General features: G+C 71.7%; 15 protein-coding genes. 6 read left to right on the top strand and 9 right to left on the bottom strand.

The genetic code is table 11. The features are described from left to right. Nucleotides 1-34: 34 nt before the first annotated feature. The 5 genes from ASF68_RS17640 to ASF68_RS17620 all read right to left on the bottom strand — a co-directional run bounded on the left by ASF68_RS17640 (nucleotide 35) and on the right by ASF68_RS17620 (nucleotide 5712). Nucleotides 35-988, bottom strand: coding sequence for a carbohydrate ABC transporter permease (locus ASF68_RS17640; RefSeq protein WP_082498793.1), 954 nt, complete (start codon nucleotides 986-988; stop codon nucleotides 35-37). After that, the gene (locus ASF68_RS17635) at nucleotides 988-1914 is read right to left on the bottom strand and encodes a carbohydrate ABC transporter permease (protein WP_056014229.1); all 927 of its coding nucleotides are present in this window, start codon (nucleotides 1912-1914) and stop codon (nucleotides 988-990) included. Before ASF68_RS17635 ends, ASF68_RS17640 begins: the two co-directional genes overlap by 1 nt. A gap of 7 nt (nucleotides 1915-1921) precedes the next feature. Then, nucleotides 1922-3232: an extracellular solute-binding protein gene (locus ASF68_RS17630; protein ID WP_056014227.1), complete on the bottom strand. Its 1311-nt coding sequence runs from the start codon at nucleotides 3230-3232 to the stop codon at nucleotides 1922-1924. Nucleotides 3233-3281: 49 nt separating this feature from the next. Then, entirely contained in the window at nucleotides 3282-4472 is a 1191-nt protein-coding gene (locus tag ASF68_RS17625) for a Gfo/Idh/MocA family protein (protein ID WP_235526868.1), read from the bottom strand. 205 nt (nucleotides 4473-4677) lie between these two features. Further along, on the bottom strand, nucleotides 4678-5712 hold the full coding sequence (locus ASF68_RS17620) for a LacI family DNA-binding transcriptional regulator (RefSeq protein ID WP_056014223.1): 1035 nt from the start codon (nucleotides 5710-5712) through the stop codon (nucleotides 4678-4680). A gap of 187 nt (nucleotides 5713-5899) precedes the next feature. Between ASF68_RS17620 and xylA the strand changes: the two genes are divergently transcribed. From xylA to ASF68_RS17605, 3 genes are all read left to right on the top strand, one after another. Further along, entirely contained in the window at nucleotides 5900-7090 is a 1191-nt protein-coding gene (gene xylA, locus ASF68_RS17615; protein ID WP_056014220.1) for a xylose isomerase, read from the top strand. Between the two features lie 132 nt (nucleotides 7091-7222). Beyond that, nucleotides 7223-8653, top strand: a complete 1431-nt coding sequence (locus ASF68_RS17610) for a xylulokinase (protein ID WP_056014217.1) — start codon at nucleotides 7223-7225, stop codon at nucleotides 8651-8653. 101 nt (nucleotides 8654-8754) lie between these two features. Further along, nucleotides 8755-9795 carry an NADPH:quinone reductase gene (locus ASF68_RS17605; protein ID WP_056014214.1) on the top strand — a complete coding sequence of 347 codons (1041 nt, stop codon included), beginning with the start codon at nucleotides 8755-8757 and terminating at the stop codon, nucleotides 9793-9795. Nucleotides 9796-9816: 21 nt separating this feature from the next. Here the strand turns inward: ASF68_RS17605 and ASF68_RS17600 are convergent, their stop codons facing one another. Genes ASF68_RS17600 through ASF68_RS18910 form a run of 4 tightly spaced genes read right to left on the bottom strand, consistent with a single transcriptional unit; the run spans nucleotide 9817 to nucleotide 15182 of the window. Beyond that, entirely contained in the window at nucleotides 9817-10929 is a 1113-nt protein-coding gene (locus ASF68_RS17600; protein WP_056014211.1) for a glycerate kinase, read from the bottom strand. Nucleotides 10930-10933: 4 nt separating this feature from the next. Beyond that, nucleotides 10934-11989 carry a Xaa-Pro peptidase family protein gene (locus ASF68_RS17595; RefSeq protein ID WP_056014208.1) on the bottom strand — a complete coding sequence of 352 codons (1056 nt, stop codon included), beginning with the start codon at nucleotides 11987-11989 and terminating at the stop codon, nucleotides 10934-10936. Further along, a complete protein-coding gene (locus tag ASF68_RS17590; protein WP_056014205.1) occupies nucleotides 11986-13146 on the bottom strand; it encodes a Gfo/Idh/MocA family protein in 1161 nt (386 codons plus the stop codon). Before ASF68_RS17590 ends, ASF68_RS17595 begins: the two co-directional genes overlap by 4 nt. Next, nucleotides 13143-15182, bottom strand: coding sequence for a DUF6807 family protein (locus tag ASF68_RS18910; protein WP_157580596.1), 2040 nt, complete (start codon nucleotides 15180-15182; stop codon nucleotides 13143-13145). The genes ASF68_RS17590 and ASF68_RS18910 overlap by 4 nt, the downstream gene beginning before the upstream one ends. Before the next feature lie 125 nt (nucleotides 15183-15307). Between ASF68_RS18910 and ASF68_RS17580 the strand changes: the two genes are divergently transcribed. From ASF68_RS17580 to ASF68_RS17570, 3 genes are read left to right on the top strand one after another with little or no spacing between them, the layout of a single operon-like run. Next, on the top strand, nucleotides 15308-16318 hold the full coding sequence (locus tag ASF68_RS17580) for an NAD(P)-dependent oxidoreductase (RefSeq protein WP_082455578.1): 1011 nt from the start codon (nucleotides 15308-15310) through the stop codon (nucleotides 16316-16318). 14 nt (nucleotides 16319-16332) lie between these two features. Then, on the top strand, nucleotides 16333-17274 hold the full coding sequence (locus ASF68_RS17575; protein ID WP_056014727.1) for a 5-dehydro-4-deoxyglucarate dehydratase: 942 nt from the start codon (nucleotides 16333-16335) through the stop codon (nucleotides 17272-17274). A 2-nt stretch (nucleotides 17275-17276) separates the two neighbouring features. Next, entirely contained in the window at nucleotides 17277-18368 is a 1092-nt protein-coding gene (locus ASF68_RS17570) for a mandelate racemase/muconate lactonizing enzyme family protein (RefSeq protein ID WP_056014202.1), read from the top strand. Nucleotides 18369-18391 lie beyond the last annotated feature (23 nt).

Genomic DNA, 18391 nt, shown 5'->3' with positions numbered 1-18391 from the left:
GGATATGTCGGGTTCGGTGTCGGTCGGCCGGGCGTCACTTGCTGAAGCCGGCGGTCATGCCGCTGATCAGTTGCCGTCTGCCGAACAGGTACAGGATGAAGATGGGGAGCGTCGACAGCACCACGGCGGCGAGCACCGCGGGCACGTTCACGCTGAACGAGCCCTGGAAGGTCCACAGCGACAGCGGCAGCACCCGGTTGCTCGGCGACTGCGTCAGCACGAGCGGGAACAGGAAGCCGTTCCACACGTTGAGCGCGTTGTAGAGCGCCACGGTGACGATCGCGGGGCGGGCCAGCGGGAGCACGAGCGAGACGAGGGTCCGCCAGCTCGACGCACCGTCCACGGTCATCGACTCGAACAGTTCCTTCGGGATGTCCCGGATGAAGTTCGACAGGATGAGGACGGTGACCGGCACCGCGAACCCGATGGAGGGCAGGATCAGCGCCAGGAGGGTGTCGTACAGTCCCGCCTTGCTGAGCATGTAGAACAGCGGGATGATCGTCGCCTGCAGCGGGATCGCGAGCCCCAACAGGAAGAACGAGAACGCTCCCCGCGTGAACCGCGAGTTGGTGCGCACGATCGCGTACGACGCCATGAGGCAGACGAACACGGTGACCGCGACGCTCGCGACGGTGATGATCACACTGTTCCCGAGGTACAGGAAGAAGTCGCTCTGCAGGACGAGCGCGTAGCCGTCGAGCGTCGGATCGGTCGGCGGGATGAGCTGGTTGCTCGAGAAGAACCCGGCCTGCGGACGCACACTCGTGATGACGATGTAGTAGATCGGCAGCACGATGATGAGCAGCCAGATCCAGGCGCCGATGCCGCCGAGGATGTTCGGCTTCCGTCGCGCGCCACGGGGACGTCGGCCTCTGGTCTCGTGCTCGGCCGGGCGACCGCGTCGCGAACCCGCGGTGGAGACGCTGACGGTGTCGAGGCTCCCCGTCGGCAGGGCGCCGGGCTTCGTGAGTGGGTTGGTGGCTGACATCAGAGGCCCTCCTGCTGACTGTCCATCTTGGCGAAGCCGCTCAGCTTGGTGAGGAGCAGCGCGATGGCGAGACCGATGACGGCCAGGATGATCGCCATGACACTCGCCTGCCCGAACTGGCTCGCGGAGAAGCCCGTCACGTACATGAGGATCGGGAGGATGCGGGTGCCCGCACTCGGGACCCCGCCGGTGAGCACGAAGATCACGTCGAAGTAGGTGAGCGATCCGATGATCATGAGCGTCGACGACGTCACGAGCGTGTACCGCAGTTGCGGGAGCGTGATGTGGAAGAACTGCTTGATCGTCCCGGCACCGTCGATCTCCGCCGCCTCGTAGAGCGACGCGGGGATCTGTCGGACGCCGCCCTGGAAGAGGAGCGTGTGGAACGGCACGAACTGCCACGCGATGATGAAGATCACCACGAACAGGACGAGCTGCTGGTTGCCCAGCCAGTCCTGCTTGAGGAACGGGATGCCGAGCGACGCCGAGAGGCCGAAGTTCGGGTCGAGGATCGCCTTGAACGCGATGGCGGTCGCCGCGGACGACAGCAGGAGCGGCAGGAAGAAGATCGCTCCGAGCACCGCCCGGTTGCGCTGCTTCCCCGCGGTCCACGTGCCGAGCAGCAGGCTGATCGGTGTCTGGACGACCCAGGAGATCACGATGACCTTGAGCGTCAGGACGAGTGCGTCGATCGCGACCGGGTCGACGAGGACGGAGGCCCAGTTGTCGAGACCGACCCACGCGGGATCCGTGATGGCGTCCCAGCGGGTGAAGCTCAGGTACAGGGCGACGATGAGCGGGATGATCGCGAAGACGAGGAAGAAGCCCAGCGCCGGCGCGACCATCCAGCCACTGGGGCCGGTGCGGCGGCGCATCGCTGCCGCACCGGCCCCTCCGGCCCCGTGCAGTTGACGGGTTGCAGTCATCGGAGGATCACTGCCCGATCGTCTTGTTCATGTTGTCGGAGAACTCCTCGGGGGTGATCTGCAGGTTGAACAGCTGGTCGAGGTTCGTCAACAGAGCGGTCGCCTGTGCGGGCGGGAGCGCCTGGTCCCACGACATCTGGAAGTTCTTGGCGTTCTTCGTGAGGTCGTACACGGTCGTGCCGAAGTCGCCGCCGGCGTCCGCGATCTCCGCGTCGATGTCCGTGATCGGCGGCACCTGGCCGGCCTTCACCATGCGGTCGATGTAGCCCTTGTCGAAGACGCCGTCCGTGAGGTACTTCAGCGCGCTGGCCTTCTGCTCCTTCGTCGCCGCGGCGGAGATGGAGAAGTAGCCGGACGGGTTGCCGACGATGTTCGACGGGTCGCCCTTGCCACCGGTCACGGCCGGGAAGGTCGTGTAGCCGAGCCCCTTCTCGGCGAACTCCGCGGCCTGCTGCTTGAACGTCGTCATGACCCAGGCGCCCTGCAGCATCATGGCCGCCTTGCCCGTGTAGAGGAGCGCGACGTCGGCGTTGCTGTCCGCGGTGACCGAGGCGTAGCCGTCGACGAACGCACCGGCCTTCACGAGCTCCTGGATCTTCTCGTTCGCCTCGATGATGCCGGGATCGCTCCACGCGTCGGCCTCACCGGCCATGATCTTGTTGAACGCCTCCGGGCCCGCGACGCGGTCGACGAGGTACTCCTCCCACATGAGCGACGGCCACTTCGAGGCACCGGCGAGGGAGAACGGCGCGACACCGGCCGCCTTGAGCTTCGGGATGGCGTCGACGATCTCGTCGAAGGTCGTCGGGACCTCGACACCGGCCGACTTCAGGACGTCCTTGTTGTAATAGAACATGATCGGCGTGGTGGCGTTCATCGGCACCGCGTAGACCTTGTCGTCGATGACGCCCTGGTTCCAGACGGACTCCAGGAACTTGCCCTTCGCGTCCGCGGTCTCCGAGGTGATGTCGGCGACCTTGCCGGCGTCGACGTAGGAGTTCAGGGTGCCGCCCGCCCAGCTGTAGATGATGGTCGGTGCACTGCCCGCACCGACCGCGGTGCGGATCTTGGTCTTGTAGGCGTCGTTCTGGAAGTACGTCGGCGCGACCTGGCCGTCGGCGTTGGCGGCGTTCCACTCCTTGAGCGACGGGCCGAGGACGGTGTCCTCGTCGGTGCCGGTGAGGCCCCAGAGCGTGGCACTGCCACTCGGGGCGCCACCACCGCTCGAGCAGGCGGTCGCGCCGAGCATGAGGGCCGAGACGCCGAGGGCGACTGCGGCCATCCGGGTCCGACGGCGAGGTGAAGTACGAAGCGTCATTGCGTTCTCTCCTTGGTGGGTGCTGCTGCTGGTGGTGCGATGGGTCGGATCAGTTCGTGGGGGTCCAGGCGCTGCCGTTCCCGGCACTGCGCTCGACGGCGCGGAGGACGCGCTGGACCTGCAGGCCCTCGGCGAAGGACGGTTCGGGATCGGTGCCGGCGGTGATGGCCTGGACGAGGTCGCGCACCTGGTGCGAGAAGGGGTGCTCGTAGCCGATGCCGTGACCGGTCGGCCACCAGGCGGCCATGTACGGGTGCTCCGGCTCGGTGACGACGATGCGGGTGAAGCCCTGCTTGCCGGCGGGGGCGGTCGCGTCGTACACCTCGAGTTCGTTCATCCGCTCCAGGTCGAACGCGATGGCGCCGCGGGAGCCGCTCAGCTCGATGCGGAGGGCGTTCTTGCGGCCGGTCGCATACCGGGTCGCCTCGAACGCCCCGATGGCACCGTCGGCGAGGCCGCCGACGAGCTTCGCCGTGAACCAGGCGGCGTCGTCGACCGTCACCGCGCCGCGCTCGTCGGAGGCGGTCCCGCTGAGGCCGACCGTCTCGCCGAGGAGGGGACGTTCCGTCACGAAGGTGGCGAGCGTCCCGCTGACCGTGTCGAGCTGCGCGCCGGTCAGGTGCTGCACGAGGTCGATGGCGTGGGCACCGATGTCGCCGAGGGAACCGGAGCCGGCCTGGTCCTTGTCGAGGCGCCAGGTCATCGGGCCCTCCGCGTCCGTCAACCAGTCCTGGAGGTAGAGCGCGCGGATCTGGCGGACGTCTCCGAGCGCACCCTCGGCGATGAGCTGGCGGGCAGAGCCGATGGCCGGCACGCGACGGTAGCTGAAGCCGACCATGGAGCGGACGCCGCGGGCCTTGGCGGCCTCGGCGGCGGCGACCATGAACTCGGCCTCCTCGACACTGTTGGCCAGGGGCTTCTCGCAGAGCACGTGCTTCCCGGCTTCGAGGGCGGCGATGGCGATCTCGACGTGCGAGGACCCCGGCGTGCAGACGTCGACGATGTCGATGGACGGGTCCTCGACGACGCTGCGCCAATCGGTCGAGGCCGACTGCCAGCCGAACTTCACCCGGGCCGCCTCGAGCGCCTCCGGGTTGCGCCCCACGATCGTGGCCATGACGGGCTCGGCGTCGAGGTCGAAGAAGCGTGGTGCGGTGCGCCAGGCCTGCGAGTGCGCGGCCCCCATGAAGCCGTAGCCGATCATCGCGACCCGGAGTTCCGGCTGTCCGCTTCCACCCATGTGTGACGCTCCCGAGCTGTCCGCGCAGCCGCGGGCCCCGGTGATCCGGATCGCGTCGCTGCGGTGACCCTGAAGCTAGCCCCGGCCCACAACCGGCCGCAAGTTCTCCCTCGCCCATTGGAAACTTTTCGCGATGGCACTCCGGGGAGAACGGGCCGACGACGACGAGCGGACGGAGAGGCAGATGGACGGGTGCCCGAGCGGGCTAGGCGGCCGGTGGTGCAGTGGACCCACGGACGACGAGCGAGGTCGCGAGGTCGAGGCGGATGTTGTCGACCGTCTCGGAGCGAAGCTTCAGCACGAGCCGCGTCGCTTCCTCGGCCATCTCGATGAGCGGCTGTCGGATCGTCGTGAGCGCGGGCCCGACCCACTTCGCCGGGGGGACGTCGTCATAGCCGACGACCGACAGCTCCTCGGGGATCGAGACACCGAGGGAGCGCGCCGCCTCGTACACGCCGAAGGCCTGCATGTCGTTGCCCGCGAAGATGGCGGTCGGGCGCTCGTCGAGCTGCAGGAGTTCGAGGGCCAGCACGCGCCCGGCCTCCGGGACGAACTCCCCGCGCCGGAGGATCGACTCGTCGAGCGGGATGCCCGCCTCCTCGAGCGCCGAGCGGTAACCGGACACCCTGGCCCGCGAGCACATGAGGTCCTCGGGCCCCGAGATCAGCCCGATCCTGCGGTGCCCGAGCTCGATCAGGTGGCGGGTCGCCGCCATGCCGCCGGACCAGTTCGTGGAGCCGATCGCGGCGACGTCCGGGCCCGGGTCGCCCGCCGGGTCGACGACGACCACCGGGATGTTCCTCGTGTGCAGCTGCCGGCGGTAGGCGGGGTCGATGTCGGAGAACACGAGGATGACCCCGACGGGCTTCCGCGAGATGATGCTCTCCACCCAGCCCTCACCCGTCGACCGCCTGGCACCCGTCTCGGTGAGCGTGACGCTCATCCCGTGTTGCCTGGCCACCTTCTCGACCCCGCGGATGATCTCGAGCGACCACGAGCTGTCGATGTACTCGAAGACGAGCTCGATGAGCGAGCCCTGGGCGAGCTCGGCGCCCCGCCGGCTGTAGCCGTGGCGGTCGAGCAGGCGCTCGACGATCTCGCGGGTGTCGGGCGACACCCCCGGGCGCCCGTTGAGCACCTTCGAGGCCGTCGACACCGAGACGGACGCCTCGCGCGCGATCCGCGACAGGGTGGCGCGCCCTCCGGTCCCACCGGGCTGCACCGCGACGTCGTCACCCATCCGGATCCTCCGATCCCTCGCCGTCGGGCCGGGCGGCCGTCGCGTCGTCGAGAAGTTCACGCCATGCTAACGAAATATTTCGCACGGAACGAGCCGTGACGCCGGAAGCCCGATCTGCTATTCTCGACCATAAGTTGTGGTTAACAACAAATCATCCGCTCGCCAACGACGCTGAAGGATCATCCGCATGCCTCTCACCCCCACCAAAGCCGACCGCTTCTCGTTCGGCCTCTGGACGATCGGCTACAACGGGACCGACCCGTTCGGTGGCCCCACCCGCCCCGACCTCGACGTGGTCGAAGCCGTCACCCGCCTGAACGAGCTCGGCGCCTACGGCCTCACCTTCCACGACGACGACCTCTTCGCCTTCGGCTCGACCGACGCCGAGCGGCAGAAGCAGATCGACCGCCTCAAGCAGGCTCTCGCCGACACCGGCGTCATCGTCCCGATGGTCACCACCAACCTCTTCAGCGCCCCCGTGTTCAAGGACGGTGGCTTCACCTCCAACGACCGCGCGGTGCGTCGCTTCGCCCTCCGCAAGGTGCTCCGCAACCTCGACCTCGCCGCCGAGCTCGGCGCGAAGACCTTCGTCATGTGGGGTGGCCGCGAGGGCGCCGAGTACGACTCCGCGAAGGACGTGCAGGCCGCGCTCGAGCGCTACCGCGAGGCCGTCAACCTCCTCGGCGACTACGTCACCGACAAGGGCTACGACATCCGCTTCGCGATCGAGCCGAAGCCCAACGAGCCGCGCGGCGACATCCTGCTCCCGACCCTCGGCCACGCCATGGCGTTCATCGAGACGCTCGAACGCCCGGAGCTCGTCGGCATCAACCCCGAGGTCGGCCACGAGCAGATGGCGGGCCTCAACTTCACGGCCGGCATCGCCCAGGCGCTCTATCAGGGCAAGCTCTTCCACATCGACCTGAACGGCCAGCGCGGCATCAAGTACGACCAGGACCTCGTGTTCGGCCACGGCGACCTCCAGAACGCGTTCTCGCTCGTCGACCTCCTCGAGCACGGCGGAGCGGACGGCGGTCCGGCCTACGACGGCCCCCGCCACTTCGACTACAAGCCGAGCCGCACCGAGGACATCTCGGGCGTCTGGGACTCCGCGGCGGCCAACATGCGCATGTACCTCCTGCTCAAGGAGCGGGCCGAGGCGTTCCGCGCCGACCCCGAGGTGCAGGAGGCGCTCGCGGCCTCGCGCGTGCCCGAGCTGCGCGAGCCGACGCTCGACCCGGGCGAGACGGTCGAGCAGCTGCTCGCCGACCGCTCCGCCTCGGAGGACTTCGACACCGACGCGTACTTCGGCGGCAAGGGCTTCGGGTTCGTCCGCCTGCAGCAGCTCGCGGTCGAGCACCTCATGGGCGCCCGCTAGTCCGGAACCCCACCAGGATGGCGTTCCGTCCTCCGGTCCGAGAGGATCAGGGGACGGGACGCCGTCCGCGTCTGCACCGACACCAGCCCAGGCGGTCGTCCGACCGCCCCACCACCGAGAACAGGGAGAGCGATGACGCTCGTCGCCGGCATCGATTCATCCACCCAGAGCTGCAAGGTCGTCATCCGTGACGCCGACACCGGGGCACTCGTCCGAGAGGGACGGGCCTCGCACCCGGCCGGCACCGAGGTCGACCCGGCCGCCTGGTGGGCGGCGTTGCAGGAGGCGTCCGCCGCAGCGGGCGGTCTCGACGACGTCGCTGCCGTGTCCATCGCCGCCCAGCAGCACGGCATGGTCGCGCTCGACGTCGACGGCCGCGTCATCCGACCGGCACTGCTCTGGAACGACACCAGGAGCGCGTCGGCAGCCACGGACCTCATCGCCGAGTTCGGCGCGGACGAGCTCGCCAAGCGCACCGGCTGCGTCCCCGTCGCCTCCTTCACGATCACGAAGCTGCGCTGGTTGCGCGACGCCGAACCGGCCAACGCGACCGAGGTGGCCGCCGTCGCCCTCCCCCACGACTGGCTGAGCTGGCGTCTGCGCGGCTTCGGCCCGGCCGAGGAGAGCCCACTCGGCGCGGATCTCGCCGAACTGACGACCGACCGCTCCGACGCCTCCGGCACCGGCTACTGGTCCCCCACGGACGGCGAGTACGACCGCGAGCTGCTCGTCGCGGCACTCGGACACGACGCGATCCTCCCCCGTGTGCTCGGACCGGACGAGTCGGCCGGGACCGGGATCGACGGTGGCCTGGTCGGCGCCGACACGGTCATCGGCCCGGGTGCCGGCGACAACGCGGGCGCCGCGCTGGGGCTCGGCGCCACGGCCGGCGACGTCGTCGTGTCGATCGGCACGAGCGGGACCGTGTTCGCCGTGACCCCCGCGGTCGTGCGTGATGCTTCCGGGACCGTCGCGGGCTTCGCCTCGGCGGACGGCGCGTTCCTGCCGCTCATCGCGACCCTCAACGCCGCCCGGATCCTCGACGCGGTCGCCGCGCTGCTCGGCGTCGACCACACCGAGCTCGGCCGACTCGCGCTCGACGCCCCAGCCGGCGCCAGGGGCCTCGTGCTGCAGCCGTACTTCGAGGGGGAACGGACCCCGAACCGACCCGACGCGACGGCGACGCTGTTCGGCATGACCCTCGAGTCGACGACGCGCGAAGGGCTCGCCCGGGCGACGATCGAAGGGTTGCTCTGCGGCCTCGCCGACGGCCTCGACGCCGTGCTCTCGCAGGGTGTCAGCGCCGAGCGGGTCCTCCTCATCGGCGGCGCCGCGCAGAACCCGGCCGTGCAGGCGATCGCCCGTGAGGTGTTCGACGTGCCGGTCGTGGTGCCCGCCCCCGGTGAGTACGTCGCCGACGGCGCGGCCGTGCAGGCGGCGTGGGCGTTGACGGGCGGTCGCCCGGCGTGGCCGATGGCCGGCACCGACGACGTCGCCGGTGCACCGGCGGACGCGGTCGACACCTCGGGGGTCGCGCGCGAGCAGTACGCCGCTCGCGCCTGAGGCGGCCGCCCGTCGACAGGCTCAGGGACCAGCCGGGCTTCGGTCACTGAGCCTGTCGAAGCGCGTGGAATCTTCCGGTCGGCGGAGGCGTTGGGCCGGGTATGCGATCCATCATCTACTCCACCAACGGTGACCCGTCCGTCCTCCAGCTCGTCGAGCGTGAGATCCCGGAGCCCGGCCCCGGCGAGGTGCGCGTCAAGCTCGCGTTCTCGGGCGTCAACCCGACCGACTGGAAGACCAGGCGCGGCGGCGGTCCCTCGGGCGCGATGCCCTTCCCGGAGGTCGTCCCGAACCTCGACGGTGCCGGCGTGATCGACGCGGTCGGCCCCGCCTCCGACGACGCGAACTCCCCGACCTTCGCCGTGGGCGACCGCGTCTGGGTGTACCTCGCAGCCCACGAGAGCCCGCTCGGCACCGCGCAGGAGTTCACGGTCCAGCCCGTCGCCCGGGTGGTCCCGCTGCCCGACGCCGCCTCCTTCGAACTCGGCGCGAGCCTCGGCGTCCCGGCGATGACCGCGCACCGCGCGCTCACGGTGGCGCAGGACGGCCCGACCCGGCTCTCCCCCGGTGCGCTCGACGGCCGGACGGTCCTCGTCCAGGGCGGCGCAGGTGCCGTCGGCAACGCGGCGATCCAGCTCGCACGCTGGGCCGGCGCGACGGTCGTCAGCACCATCAGCAGCGACGAGAAGGCCCAGCTCGCGACCGCCGCCGGAGCCCACCACGTCGTCAACTACCGCGAGGGCGACACCGCCGCGGCGATCCGCGAGGTCGCACCGCAGGGCGTCGACCTCGTCGTGGAGGTCGCCATCGCGCAGAACCTCGAGCTCGACCAGGCGGTCCTCGCCCCGCGCGGCACGGTGGTCAGCTACGCCAACAACGGCGGCGACCAGGTCACCCTCGACATCCGGCCGCACATGGGCCTCAACACGCGACTCCAGTTCATGCTGCTCTACACCGTCGGCGACGCGGCGCTCCAGGCCGCCGCCGAGGACGTCACGGCGGCGATCGAAGCCGGCGCGCTCGACGTGGGCCGCGAGCACGGCCTACCGCTGACGGTGTTCCCGCTCGCCGACACGGCCGGTGCCCACGCCGCCGTCGAGGACGACACGGTCGGGAAGGTCCTCATCGACGTCACCGCGTGACGCATGCCGCGCACGACGTGATCAGGGGCGGTACCGGGCAGCCAGTGCCGCCCCTGCCGCACGCAGGTGCACGAGCGGTTCGGCCATCGCGGCCTCGACCCCGCCGGCGAGCTCGGTGAGCGAGACGGCGTCGACGAACAGCCCCTCCGTCGGTGCCTGCACGGCACCGGCGATGAGCATGGTCCGGCCGGGAGCGAGACCGGCGACGTGGGAGGCGACCTTGCCGTCGGCCGTCTGGTCGTCGAATCGCCCCTCGCCGGTGATGACGACCGAGGCCGTCGCCGCCGCGGCGGGGAGGCCGATCGCGTCACCGACGCCGGTCGCGCCAGAGGTGGCCGTCGCACCCCAGAGCAGGAGGCCGTAGCCGGCACCGCCTGCCGCTCCGGCGCCGGGTTCGACCGCGGCACGTTCCGCCTGCTCCGCGCCGAACGCCGCGGCTGCCCGGCTCGCGAACCGCGCGAGGTTCGCGTCGAGCACCGTGACATCCTCGGCGGTGGCGCCCTTCTGCGGGCCGAAGACGGCAGCGGCCCCGCGGTCGCCGAGCAGCGGGTTGGTGACGTCGCTGAGGATGACCGCCCCGCCGTCCGGCAGCGGTCGCAGGCCGCCGAGGTCGAGGTGGTCCAGCGTCGCGAGTCCCGTGTTCCCCGGCATCACCCCACCCCCGTCCGCATCCTGGAGCCGCACCCCGAGTGCGGTGAGGAGCCCGGCACCGCCGTCCGTGCTGGAGCTGCCGCCGATCGCGAGGAGCAGGCGACGGGCACCGTGATCGAGCGCCGCTGCGATGGCCTCCCCGAACCCGGTCGTGTGCGCCGCGAACGGCTGCAGCGGGTCGAGCAGGGTCAGCCCGCTCGCCTGGGCGAGCTCGACGACCGCGGAGCCGTCCGGCAGTTCGAGCCACTCGGCCTGCACCGCGTCGCCGACCGGACCCGTGACGGTGATCGGGTGTCGCCGCGCTCCGGGCACGGCGGCAGCGAAGGCGTCGAGCGTCCCCTCGCCGCCGTCGGCCATCGGCAACAGCTGCACGGTGTCCTCGGGCCGGACGGAGCGCCAACCGTCGGCGATCGCCGTGGCGACCTCGGCGGCGGTCGCGGTGCCTTTGAACGAGTCCGGGGCGATGACGATGTGCGGTGCCATGGCCTCAGCCTGCCACGAGGGGACGTTCCACGGCGGTGGAGCCGGCCCCGGCGTCGGTCAGGACCTCGACCCCGTCCGGGGTGACCACGACGGTGTCCTCCACCTTGACGCCGGGAGCGGTCGGGTTCCAGGCGAACGCCTGCCACGGCTGCACGACGTCGGTCGTGTCGGGGGTGGCGCGCGGGTCGCGTCCCGCGTAGCCCGCAGCGCCGCCCTGGTGGTGCCTGGTCCACTCCTCGGGGTCGAAGCCCTGGGCGGCATAGGCCGCGGTGCCCGCGCGGAAGACGTCGGCGAGGGTCGCGCCCGGCACCGTCGCGTCGAGGTACGCGCGCTCGACGGCCCGGATCCGACGCATGTCGGTGGCGAAGGGTTCCGGGGCGGTGCCGCCGTCGTCGAACCACCGCGTGAGGTTGACGATGAGCCCGTCCCGGCGCCCGCAGGCGACGACCATCGCGCGGGAGCCCAGCAGCCCGTCGGTCGGGAGCGGATGCCGGTGCGCGAGGCGGTCCGTCCCGGCGACCAGGAGCACGAGCGGATCGATCCCGGCGGCGACCAGACGGCACGCGAGGTCCGCCGCCACCGCGCGTTCCGTCCAGCTCGGATCGAGCCGTCCGATGAGCGTCTCGAGTTCGGCGGTCGTCTCCCGGCCGAGCGCGCGGAACCGCTCGAGTTCGGCTGGGAGGAGCGAGGCCCGCGCCGCCCGCAGTCCGGCTGGGACGTCCGACTCCTGAAGCACCCCGGTGCCGCTCGGCAGCACCGAGTCGATCGGCGTGTGCCACGGCACGGTCGTGACCCGGATGTCCGGGAGTTCCTCGGCCAGCAGGCGCTCGGCCTCGTTCGAGGTCGCCACGAGCCACGCGTCGTCACGCGAGACGACGACCGCGACGATCGGATCGGCCGCAAGGCTCACGTGGACGCGGGCGCCGTCGAGGAACCAGCTGACCGCCGCCGCCGAGCGCAGCACGATCACCCGGGCGGCCTGCGCGTCGAGCAGCTCAACCAGGCGAGCGTGTTTGCGCCGGCGGTCGTCCTCGTCGGGACCCGGCCGCGCGTCGCTCATCGGCGTGCCCAGGGCGTGCCGAGCTCCGCGAAGGTGCTCCCGGTGGTGGCCGCCTCGGCGACGAACCGCTCGATCCCCGGGATGACGGGGTGGCGGTCCTCGCCCGCCCCGCGCCAGTCGACGAGTTCCGCGGGGATGGGGTGCGGGGCGGGTGCCGACCGCACGGCGTCGAGGACCGCGGTGAAGGCGGAGGCGTCGGCCAGCGAGCTGACGAGCGCCGCCTCCCCACCCGCGCGGACAGCCGCCCGGGCTCGGAGGAGGTCGGGGAGCAGTGCGGTCCGGTCGGTCGTCCACCGCCGGACGGACTGATCCTCGAGGTCGACCTCGACGACGTCCTTCGTGTAGAGGAACCGGATCGCCCCGCGCTCGCCACGGACCGTGACGACCGGGTCGGTGGTGTCCTCGGCGCAGAGGGTGACCGCTGCCGTCATGATCGGACCGCTGCGCGGCGTGATGCGGACGACGGAGGTGTCGTCCGCCTCGATGTCGTTCGCCCGATACTGGTCGAGCTCGATGGTCGCGATCGCGGCGCGGTCCGTGACCCCACCGAGTCGGAGCATGGTCTGGACCGCGTGCGCGAGCGGGTTCGTGACGACCCCGTCCACGACCGGCACGTCGTTCAGGGTCCGCCGACCCGACCACGCGGCGCGGGTCCAGTACCCGATCGTGCGGACCCACGTTCCGGTCGCCTCGAGCCCCGTGACCGCACCGAGCTCCCCGGCCGCGACGAGCTCGGTGATCTGGCCGATCGCGTGCGATCCGAGACTCTGGAACCCGACCTGCACGAGTCCGCCGGTCCGCTCAGCGACGGCCTGCAGGAGGTCGAGCTCGTCGTTCGACGTGACCGGCGGTTTCTCGAGCAGGACGTCGGCTCCGTGTTCGAGGGCCGCGACGGCGAGGTCGAGGTGGGTGTGGATGGGCGTGGAGAGGATGACGACGTCCACCTGCCCGGCGGCGAAGCAGTCGTCGAGCGACCCGTACAGCGGGGCGTCGCCGGCCGAGTGGTCCTCGGGCGTGAAGGCGCGGTCGACGAGGCCGACCAGCCGGATCGCGCCGGTCTCGGCGAGCGCCCTGGCCGCGTCGACGTGGCTGGCGCCGTGGCCGTGGATGCCGACCACCACGACGGTGGGGACGTGGTGCTGGTTCGAGGTCGTCATGCGTCACTCCCGGTGGTGGGTCGCTGGGTGGTGGGGCGGTCCTCGGCGGCGAGGAGCGCTTGGTGGATGGCCGCGGCCTGCCCGGCGTCGAGTGCGGCGTCGACGACGACCGCCTCCAGACCGGTGACCAGCGGGGTCTCGGCGGTGATGGTGGTGCGGCTGGTGGTGGCGAGCGAGACACCGACACCGGGGTACTCGGCGGCGCGGAGGAACCAGGGGAAGGGCTGCTCGCCCGGCTGTCGGAAGAGCACGGTGACCGCTCGCCCGGGGGTGTCGCCGGGCGCTGCGCTGTCGGGTGCCGTGTCTTCGGGGTCGGCCTCGAGGACGAACGCGACCCAGGCCGCGTGGGAACCGTGGGCAGTCGCTTCGCCGGGTCCGTCGGCGCTCAACACCGACCGTCGAGCGCCGGCCGGTAGCCGCCAGAACCAGCCCCCGTAGGCGGCGCCCTCGCGTCCGTTCGTGGCCGGTGATCCGATGGTCACGGCCCCGGTGGCGGCGCTGAGGGTGCTCGAGACCAGGACGCGCAGGGCCGAGCGGGGTGCGGTGTCGTCCGCGCGGTCGGCGCTGTCGTCGGCGGCCGAGGTCGCGAGTGCGATCTCCTCGACGACCGTGACCCGCGACTCCCGCAGCTGGGTCGTCCCGTCCCGTCCGATCCAGTCCACGGCCTGCCGGAGGGTGCCGGGGTCCGGTTGTGTCCCGGCTTCGACCTCGACCACCCGTTGGACCCCGTGGTTGTCGAGCAGCGTCGAGCCCTGCCCGGCGACGTAGGTGCGCCCGCCCCAGTAGGAGACGCCGTCCACGTCGGCGACGGCCATCGAGAGCCCGAAGTGGTGCGGGTGGTCGTCGGGTGCCGACTCCGTGACGACGGTTCCGGCCAGGGAGGTGACGGGGTGCGCGAACGGTCGCGGGGCGTCCGCCTGAGCGAGCCCACCGCCGTCGTGCAGCACGAGCAGTTCACGACCACCGAGCCGGGCGACAAGGCCGTTCGGCTCCTCGGCCGCGGCCCAGGCGACCCCGCCCGCGGCCCGCGGCGCCGCAGTGCTCTCCCGCGCGACGAACCGTGGGCGGAAGACGAGCGGGTGGCCGCCCGCCGCGCCTCCGATCGTGTCGCGGAGGCGGGTCCAGGCCTCGGCGCCGAGCTCGCGGCGCGGGACGGACACCGTGCTCAGCGCGGGCACGGCGAAGGCGGCGAAGGGGATGTCGTCGAACCCGACCACGCTCAGGGCGGCCGGTACGGACACGCCGGCCTGGCGCAGCGCCGACACGAGTCCGAGGGCGACGAGGTCGTTGAAGGCGACCACGGCGGTCGCGTCCAGCGCCAGCACGGCGTCCACGGTCGCGGCGCCGTCGACGAGCGCGGATCCCGCGGCGACGACGTCGACGGTGAGCTCCCGGTGCGCGGAGACCGCACGCGTGATACCGACCCGGCGGAGGCGGTCGCCCTGGCTGGCGGCCGGCCCGGCCAGGTACACGACGCGCCGGTGCCCGAGCGCGGACAGCTCCGCGAGCACCTGCTCCATCCCGCTCGCGTAGTCGATGGACACCGAAGGCACCGGCGAGTCGGGGAGTTCGCGGTTGACGAGGACCACCGGGTGCAGCTCGGCGAGCAGGGCGCGCAGTTCCGGTTCGGCCAGGCGCGGTGAGCACAGGACGATCGCGTCGCACCGTCGGCGGGCCTCCCGGGCGGCGGCGGCCTCGTCGGTCGGGTCCTCCTCGGTGTCGGTCACGAGGACGCGGTAGCCGTCGGCCGCGGCCGCCCGGGTCACGCCGCGCAGGATCTCCTGGAACATCGGGTTCTCGAGGTCGGGCACGACGACGCCGACGGTGTTGGTGCGCCCGAGCGACAGGTTCCTGGCGAGCATGCTCGGCTGGTAGCCGAGGGCGTCCACCGCGGCGAGGACCCGGCTGGCGATCTCGGCGTCGACGGTCGCCTTGCCGTTGAGGACCCGCGAGACCGTCGCCTTCGAGACCTCGGCATGCCGGGCGACGTCGGAGATGGTCGGCGTGGCGCCAGCCGTCGGTAACCGGTTGCTCATGCGTCCTCGCTCGGGTCGTGCCGGGTGGTGCGGTTGGCAATCATCATATAGGGTTCCTCGGAGAAACCGGTTTCTCGGTTTCGACGTCGAGCACCTCGACGCGAGCGCTGTCAGAGAGGACACCGATGCGCATCATCGTCACCGGCGGTGCCGGACGACTCGGGCGGAGCGTCGCCACCGAACTCGTCGCGGCCGGCCACAACGTCGTCTCCGTCGACCGCTCCGACCCCGGACTCCCCGGGGTCGAGGGCGTGGTGGCCGAGCTGCTCGACCACGACGCCACCCACGAACGCTTCGCCGCCCTGCAGCCCGACGCCGTGGTGCACCTGGCCGCGATCGCCGTGCCGTTCAGCGCTCCCGAACACGTCATCCTGTCGGTGAACCAGTCCCTGGCCTTCACCGTCCTCACCGCCGGGATCGCCGCCGGAGCCACGAGGGTCCTGGCCGCGAGCAGCCCGACCGTCATCGGGTACGGGGCCCCGCACGGCTGGGCACCCGAGGCCCTCCCCCTCACCGAGACCCACTCCGTCGCCCCGTGGAACGCCTACGCCCTGTCGAAGGTGGCCATCGAGTCGACGGTCGCGATGCTCGCCCGAGCCCACGGCGACGCGGTCGTGACCGGTGCGTTCCGCCCGTGCTTCGTCGTCTCCCCCGAGGAGTGGGAGGGCGCACCGACGCAACAGGGGCACACGATCGTCGACCGGCTCGCCGATCCTGCGCTCGCGGCCGTCTCCCTCTACAACTACGTCGACGCCCGCGACGCCGGCCGCTTCGTCGCGGCCTGGGTCGAGCACGCCGCCGCCCCGCACTCCGGTGCGGTGTACTTCGTCGGAGCCGACGACGCCCTCGCCCTCGAACCGCTGTCGGCGCTGCTGCCCGCCATGGTGCCGAGCGCCGCCGGCTTCGCCGAGACGCTCGACGACCGCAGCGCCGCGTTCAGCAGCGCGAAGGCGACCGCCGACCTCGGGTGGCGGCCTCGACACGACTGGCGGTCGGCGCTCAGCCCCACGGAGCGGGCCCGCCTCGACGGTCTGCTCGCCGCCGACGGCCGCCCGCGACACCACGCCACGACCGACACCCAGACCACCACCCCGGCGCAGACGCAGACGCACACGCCGTCAACGACCACCAGATGACGAGGACCACCACCATGCCAGCACCGCTCGCCTTCGACGGCGTCCTGTACTTCCCGATCACCCCCTTCGATGCGGCGGGCGAGGTCGACCTCGGTCTCCTCGGCACCCACCTCGAGTCGCGACTCGACCACCGGCCCGGCGGCGTCTTCCCCGCCTGCGGGACGGGCGAGCTGCACGCGATGTCACCCTCGGAGGCCGCGCGCGTGGTCCGACGGACGGTCGAGGTCGTCGACGGGGCCGTGCCCGTCATCGCCGGGGCCGGGGGTGGCGTGGCGATCGCGAAGGAACTCGCCGTCGCGGCCGAGGACGCCGGAGCCGACGCGATCCTCCTCATGCCGCCGTACCTCGTGACCGGCCCGGCGCGCGGGCTGCAGGGGTACGTCGAGGACGTCCTCGCTGCGACGAGCCTCCCGGCGATCGTCTATCACCGCAACAACGCCCGGTACACCACCGAGACGATGCGTCACCTGGCGCGCAACCCGCAGGTCGTCGGCTTCAAGGACGGCGTCGGCGACGTCGCCGCTGCACAGGACATCGTGCTCGCCGTGCACGAGGAGGGTCGCGAGGACTTCGCCTTCTTCAACGGCCTCCTCACCGCGGAGCTCACCCAGGCGGCCTACCGGGGCATCGGCATCCCGCTCTACTCCTCCGCGGTCTTCGCGATGCTGCCGGAGCTCGCGACCCTGTTCTACCGGGCCTACACCGACCACGACGAACCCCTTCGTGAGCGCCTGCTCCGCGAGTTCTACCGCCCCCTCGTCGCCCTCCGCGACGAGACGCCCGGGTTCGCGGTGTCGCTCATCAAGGCCGGTGTCCGGCTCGGCGGCCTGCCCGTCGGCTCGGTGCGGTCGCCGTTCGTCGACCCGACACCGGAGCAGACCGACCGGCTGGCGGCGCTCCTCGCGACCGGCGCCGACCTCGTCGCCGAGCACGCGACCCTCGCAGCCGGGCGCTGACGATGCCGGCGATCGCCTCGATCACCACCACCCTGCAGCGGTTCACGATGCCGCGACCATGGGTGCCGGAAGCGCCGTGGCTGCACCTCGTCCGGGTGGACGTCGTCGACGACGAGGGCGCGACCGGTTCCGGCTTCACGTGGACGCCGACGATCGGCGCGACCGCGGTCCGAGCCCTGCTCGATGACGACATCACGTCCGCCGCCCTCGGCTCCTCCACCGAACCCGAGATCCTCTGGCCGCAGCTGTGGGCCCACCTGCACGAGGCCGGCGGCGGCGGGATCACGACCATCGCACTCGCCGGGCTCGACACGGCGCTCTGGGACCTCCGCGGGCGCCGGGCGGGCCTCGGGCTGGCAGAGCTGCTCGGTCGTCGCCGTGAGACCGTCCGCGCCTACGGGAGCGGCGTCAACCTACACCTCGACGCCGACGCCCTCGCGGCGCAGGTCGGGCGATGGATCGCGGCAGGCCACGACGCGGTGAAGGTGAAGGTCGGCAAACCCGACGTCGCCGAAGACCTCGACCGCCTCACCATGGCGCGCGAACTGCTCGGCCCGAACCGCCGGCTCATGATCGACGCCAACCAGCGCTGGGACCTCGAGCGGGCGACCTCAGCACTCGAACGGCTGAGCGTCGTCGACCCCGCTTGGATCGAAGAGCCGCTGCGCTCCGACGACACCGCCGGCTACGAACGGCTGCATCAGGCGACGGACATCCCGATCGCCCTCGGCGAGAACGTGCACACGATCCATCGGTTCCGCGACCTCGTGGACCGTGGCGTGGCCGACGTCCTGCAACCCAACGTCGTCCGCGTCGGTGGCATCACCCCGTTCCTGCGGATCGCCGAGCTCGTCGAGGACGCCGGGCTGATCCTCGCCCCGCACCTCCTCCCCGACCTCTCGGGGCAGCTCGCCCTCGCCCTCCCGCAGACGGTCGAGATCGAGGACGTGGAGGACGCCGACTTCGTCGCCATCGGCGCCATCGACGCGCCAGGACCGGTCACCATCAGCCGGGGTTGGGCCCGGGTCGAGGCCCGGCCCGGGCTCGGCTTCGTCATCCGCGAGCACCCCACCGAGGCCGACACCGCCCGCTGAACCACGCCGTCCGGCCGCCGGTC

The organism is Plantibacter sp. Leaf314, from assembly GCF_001423185.1.
GTDB lineage: Bacteria > Actinomycetota > Actinomycetes > Actinomycetales > Microbacteriaceae > Plantibacter.
The sequence above is the reverse complement of the archived record's forward strand: the minus strand, read 5'-3'. Positions and strand labels throughout refer to the sequence as shown.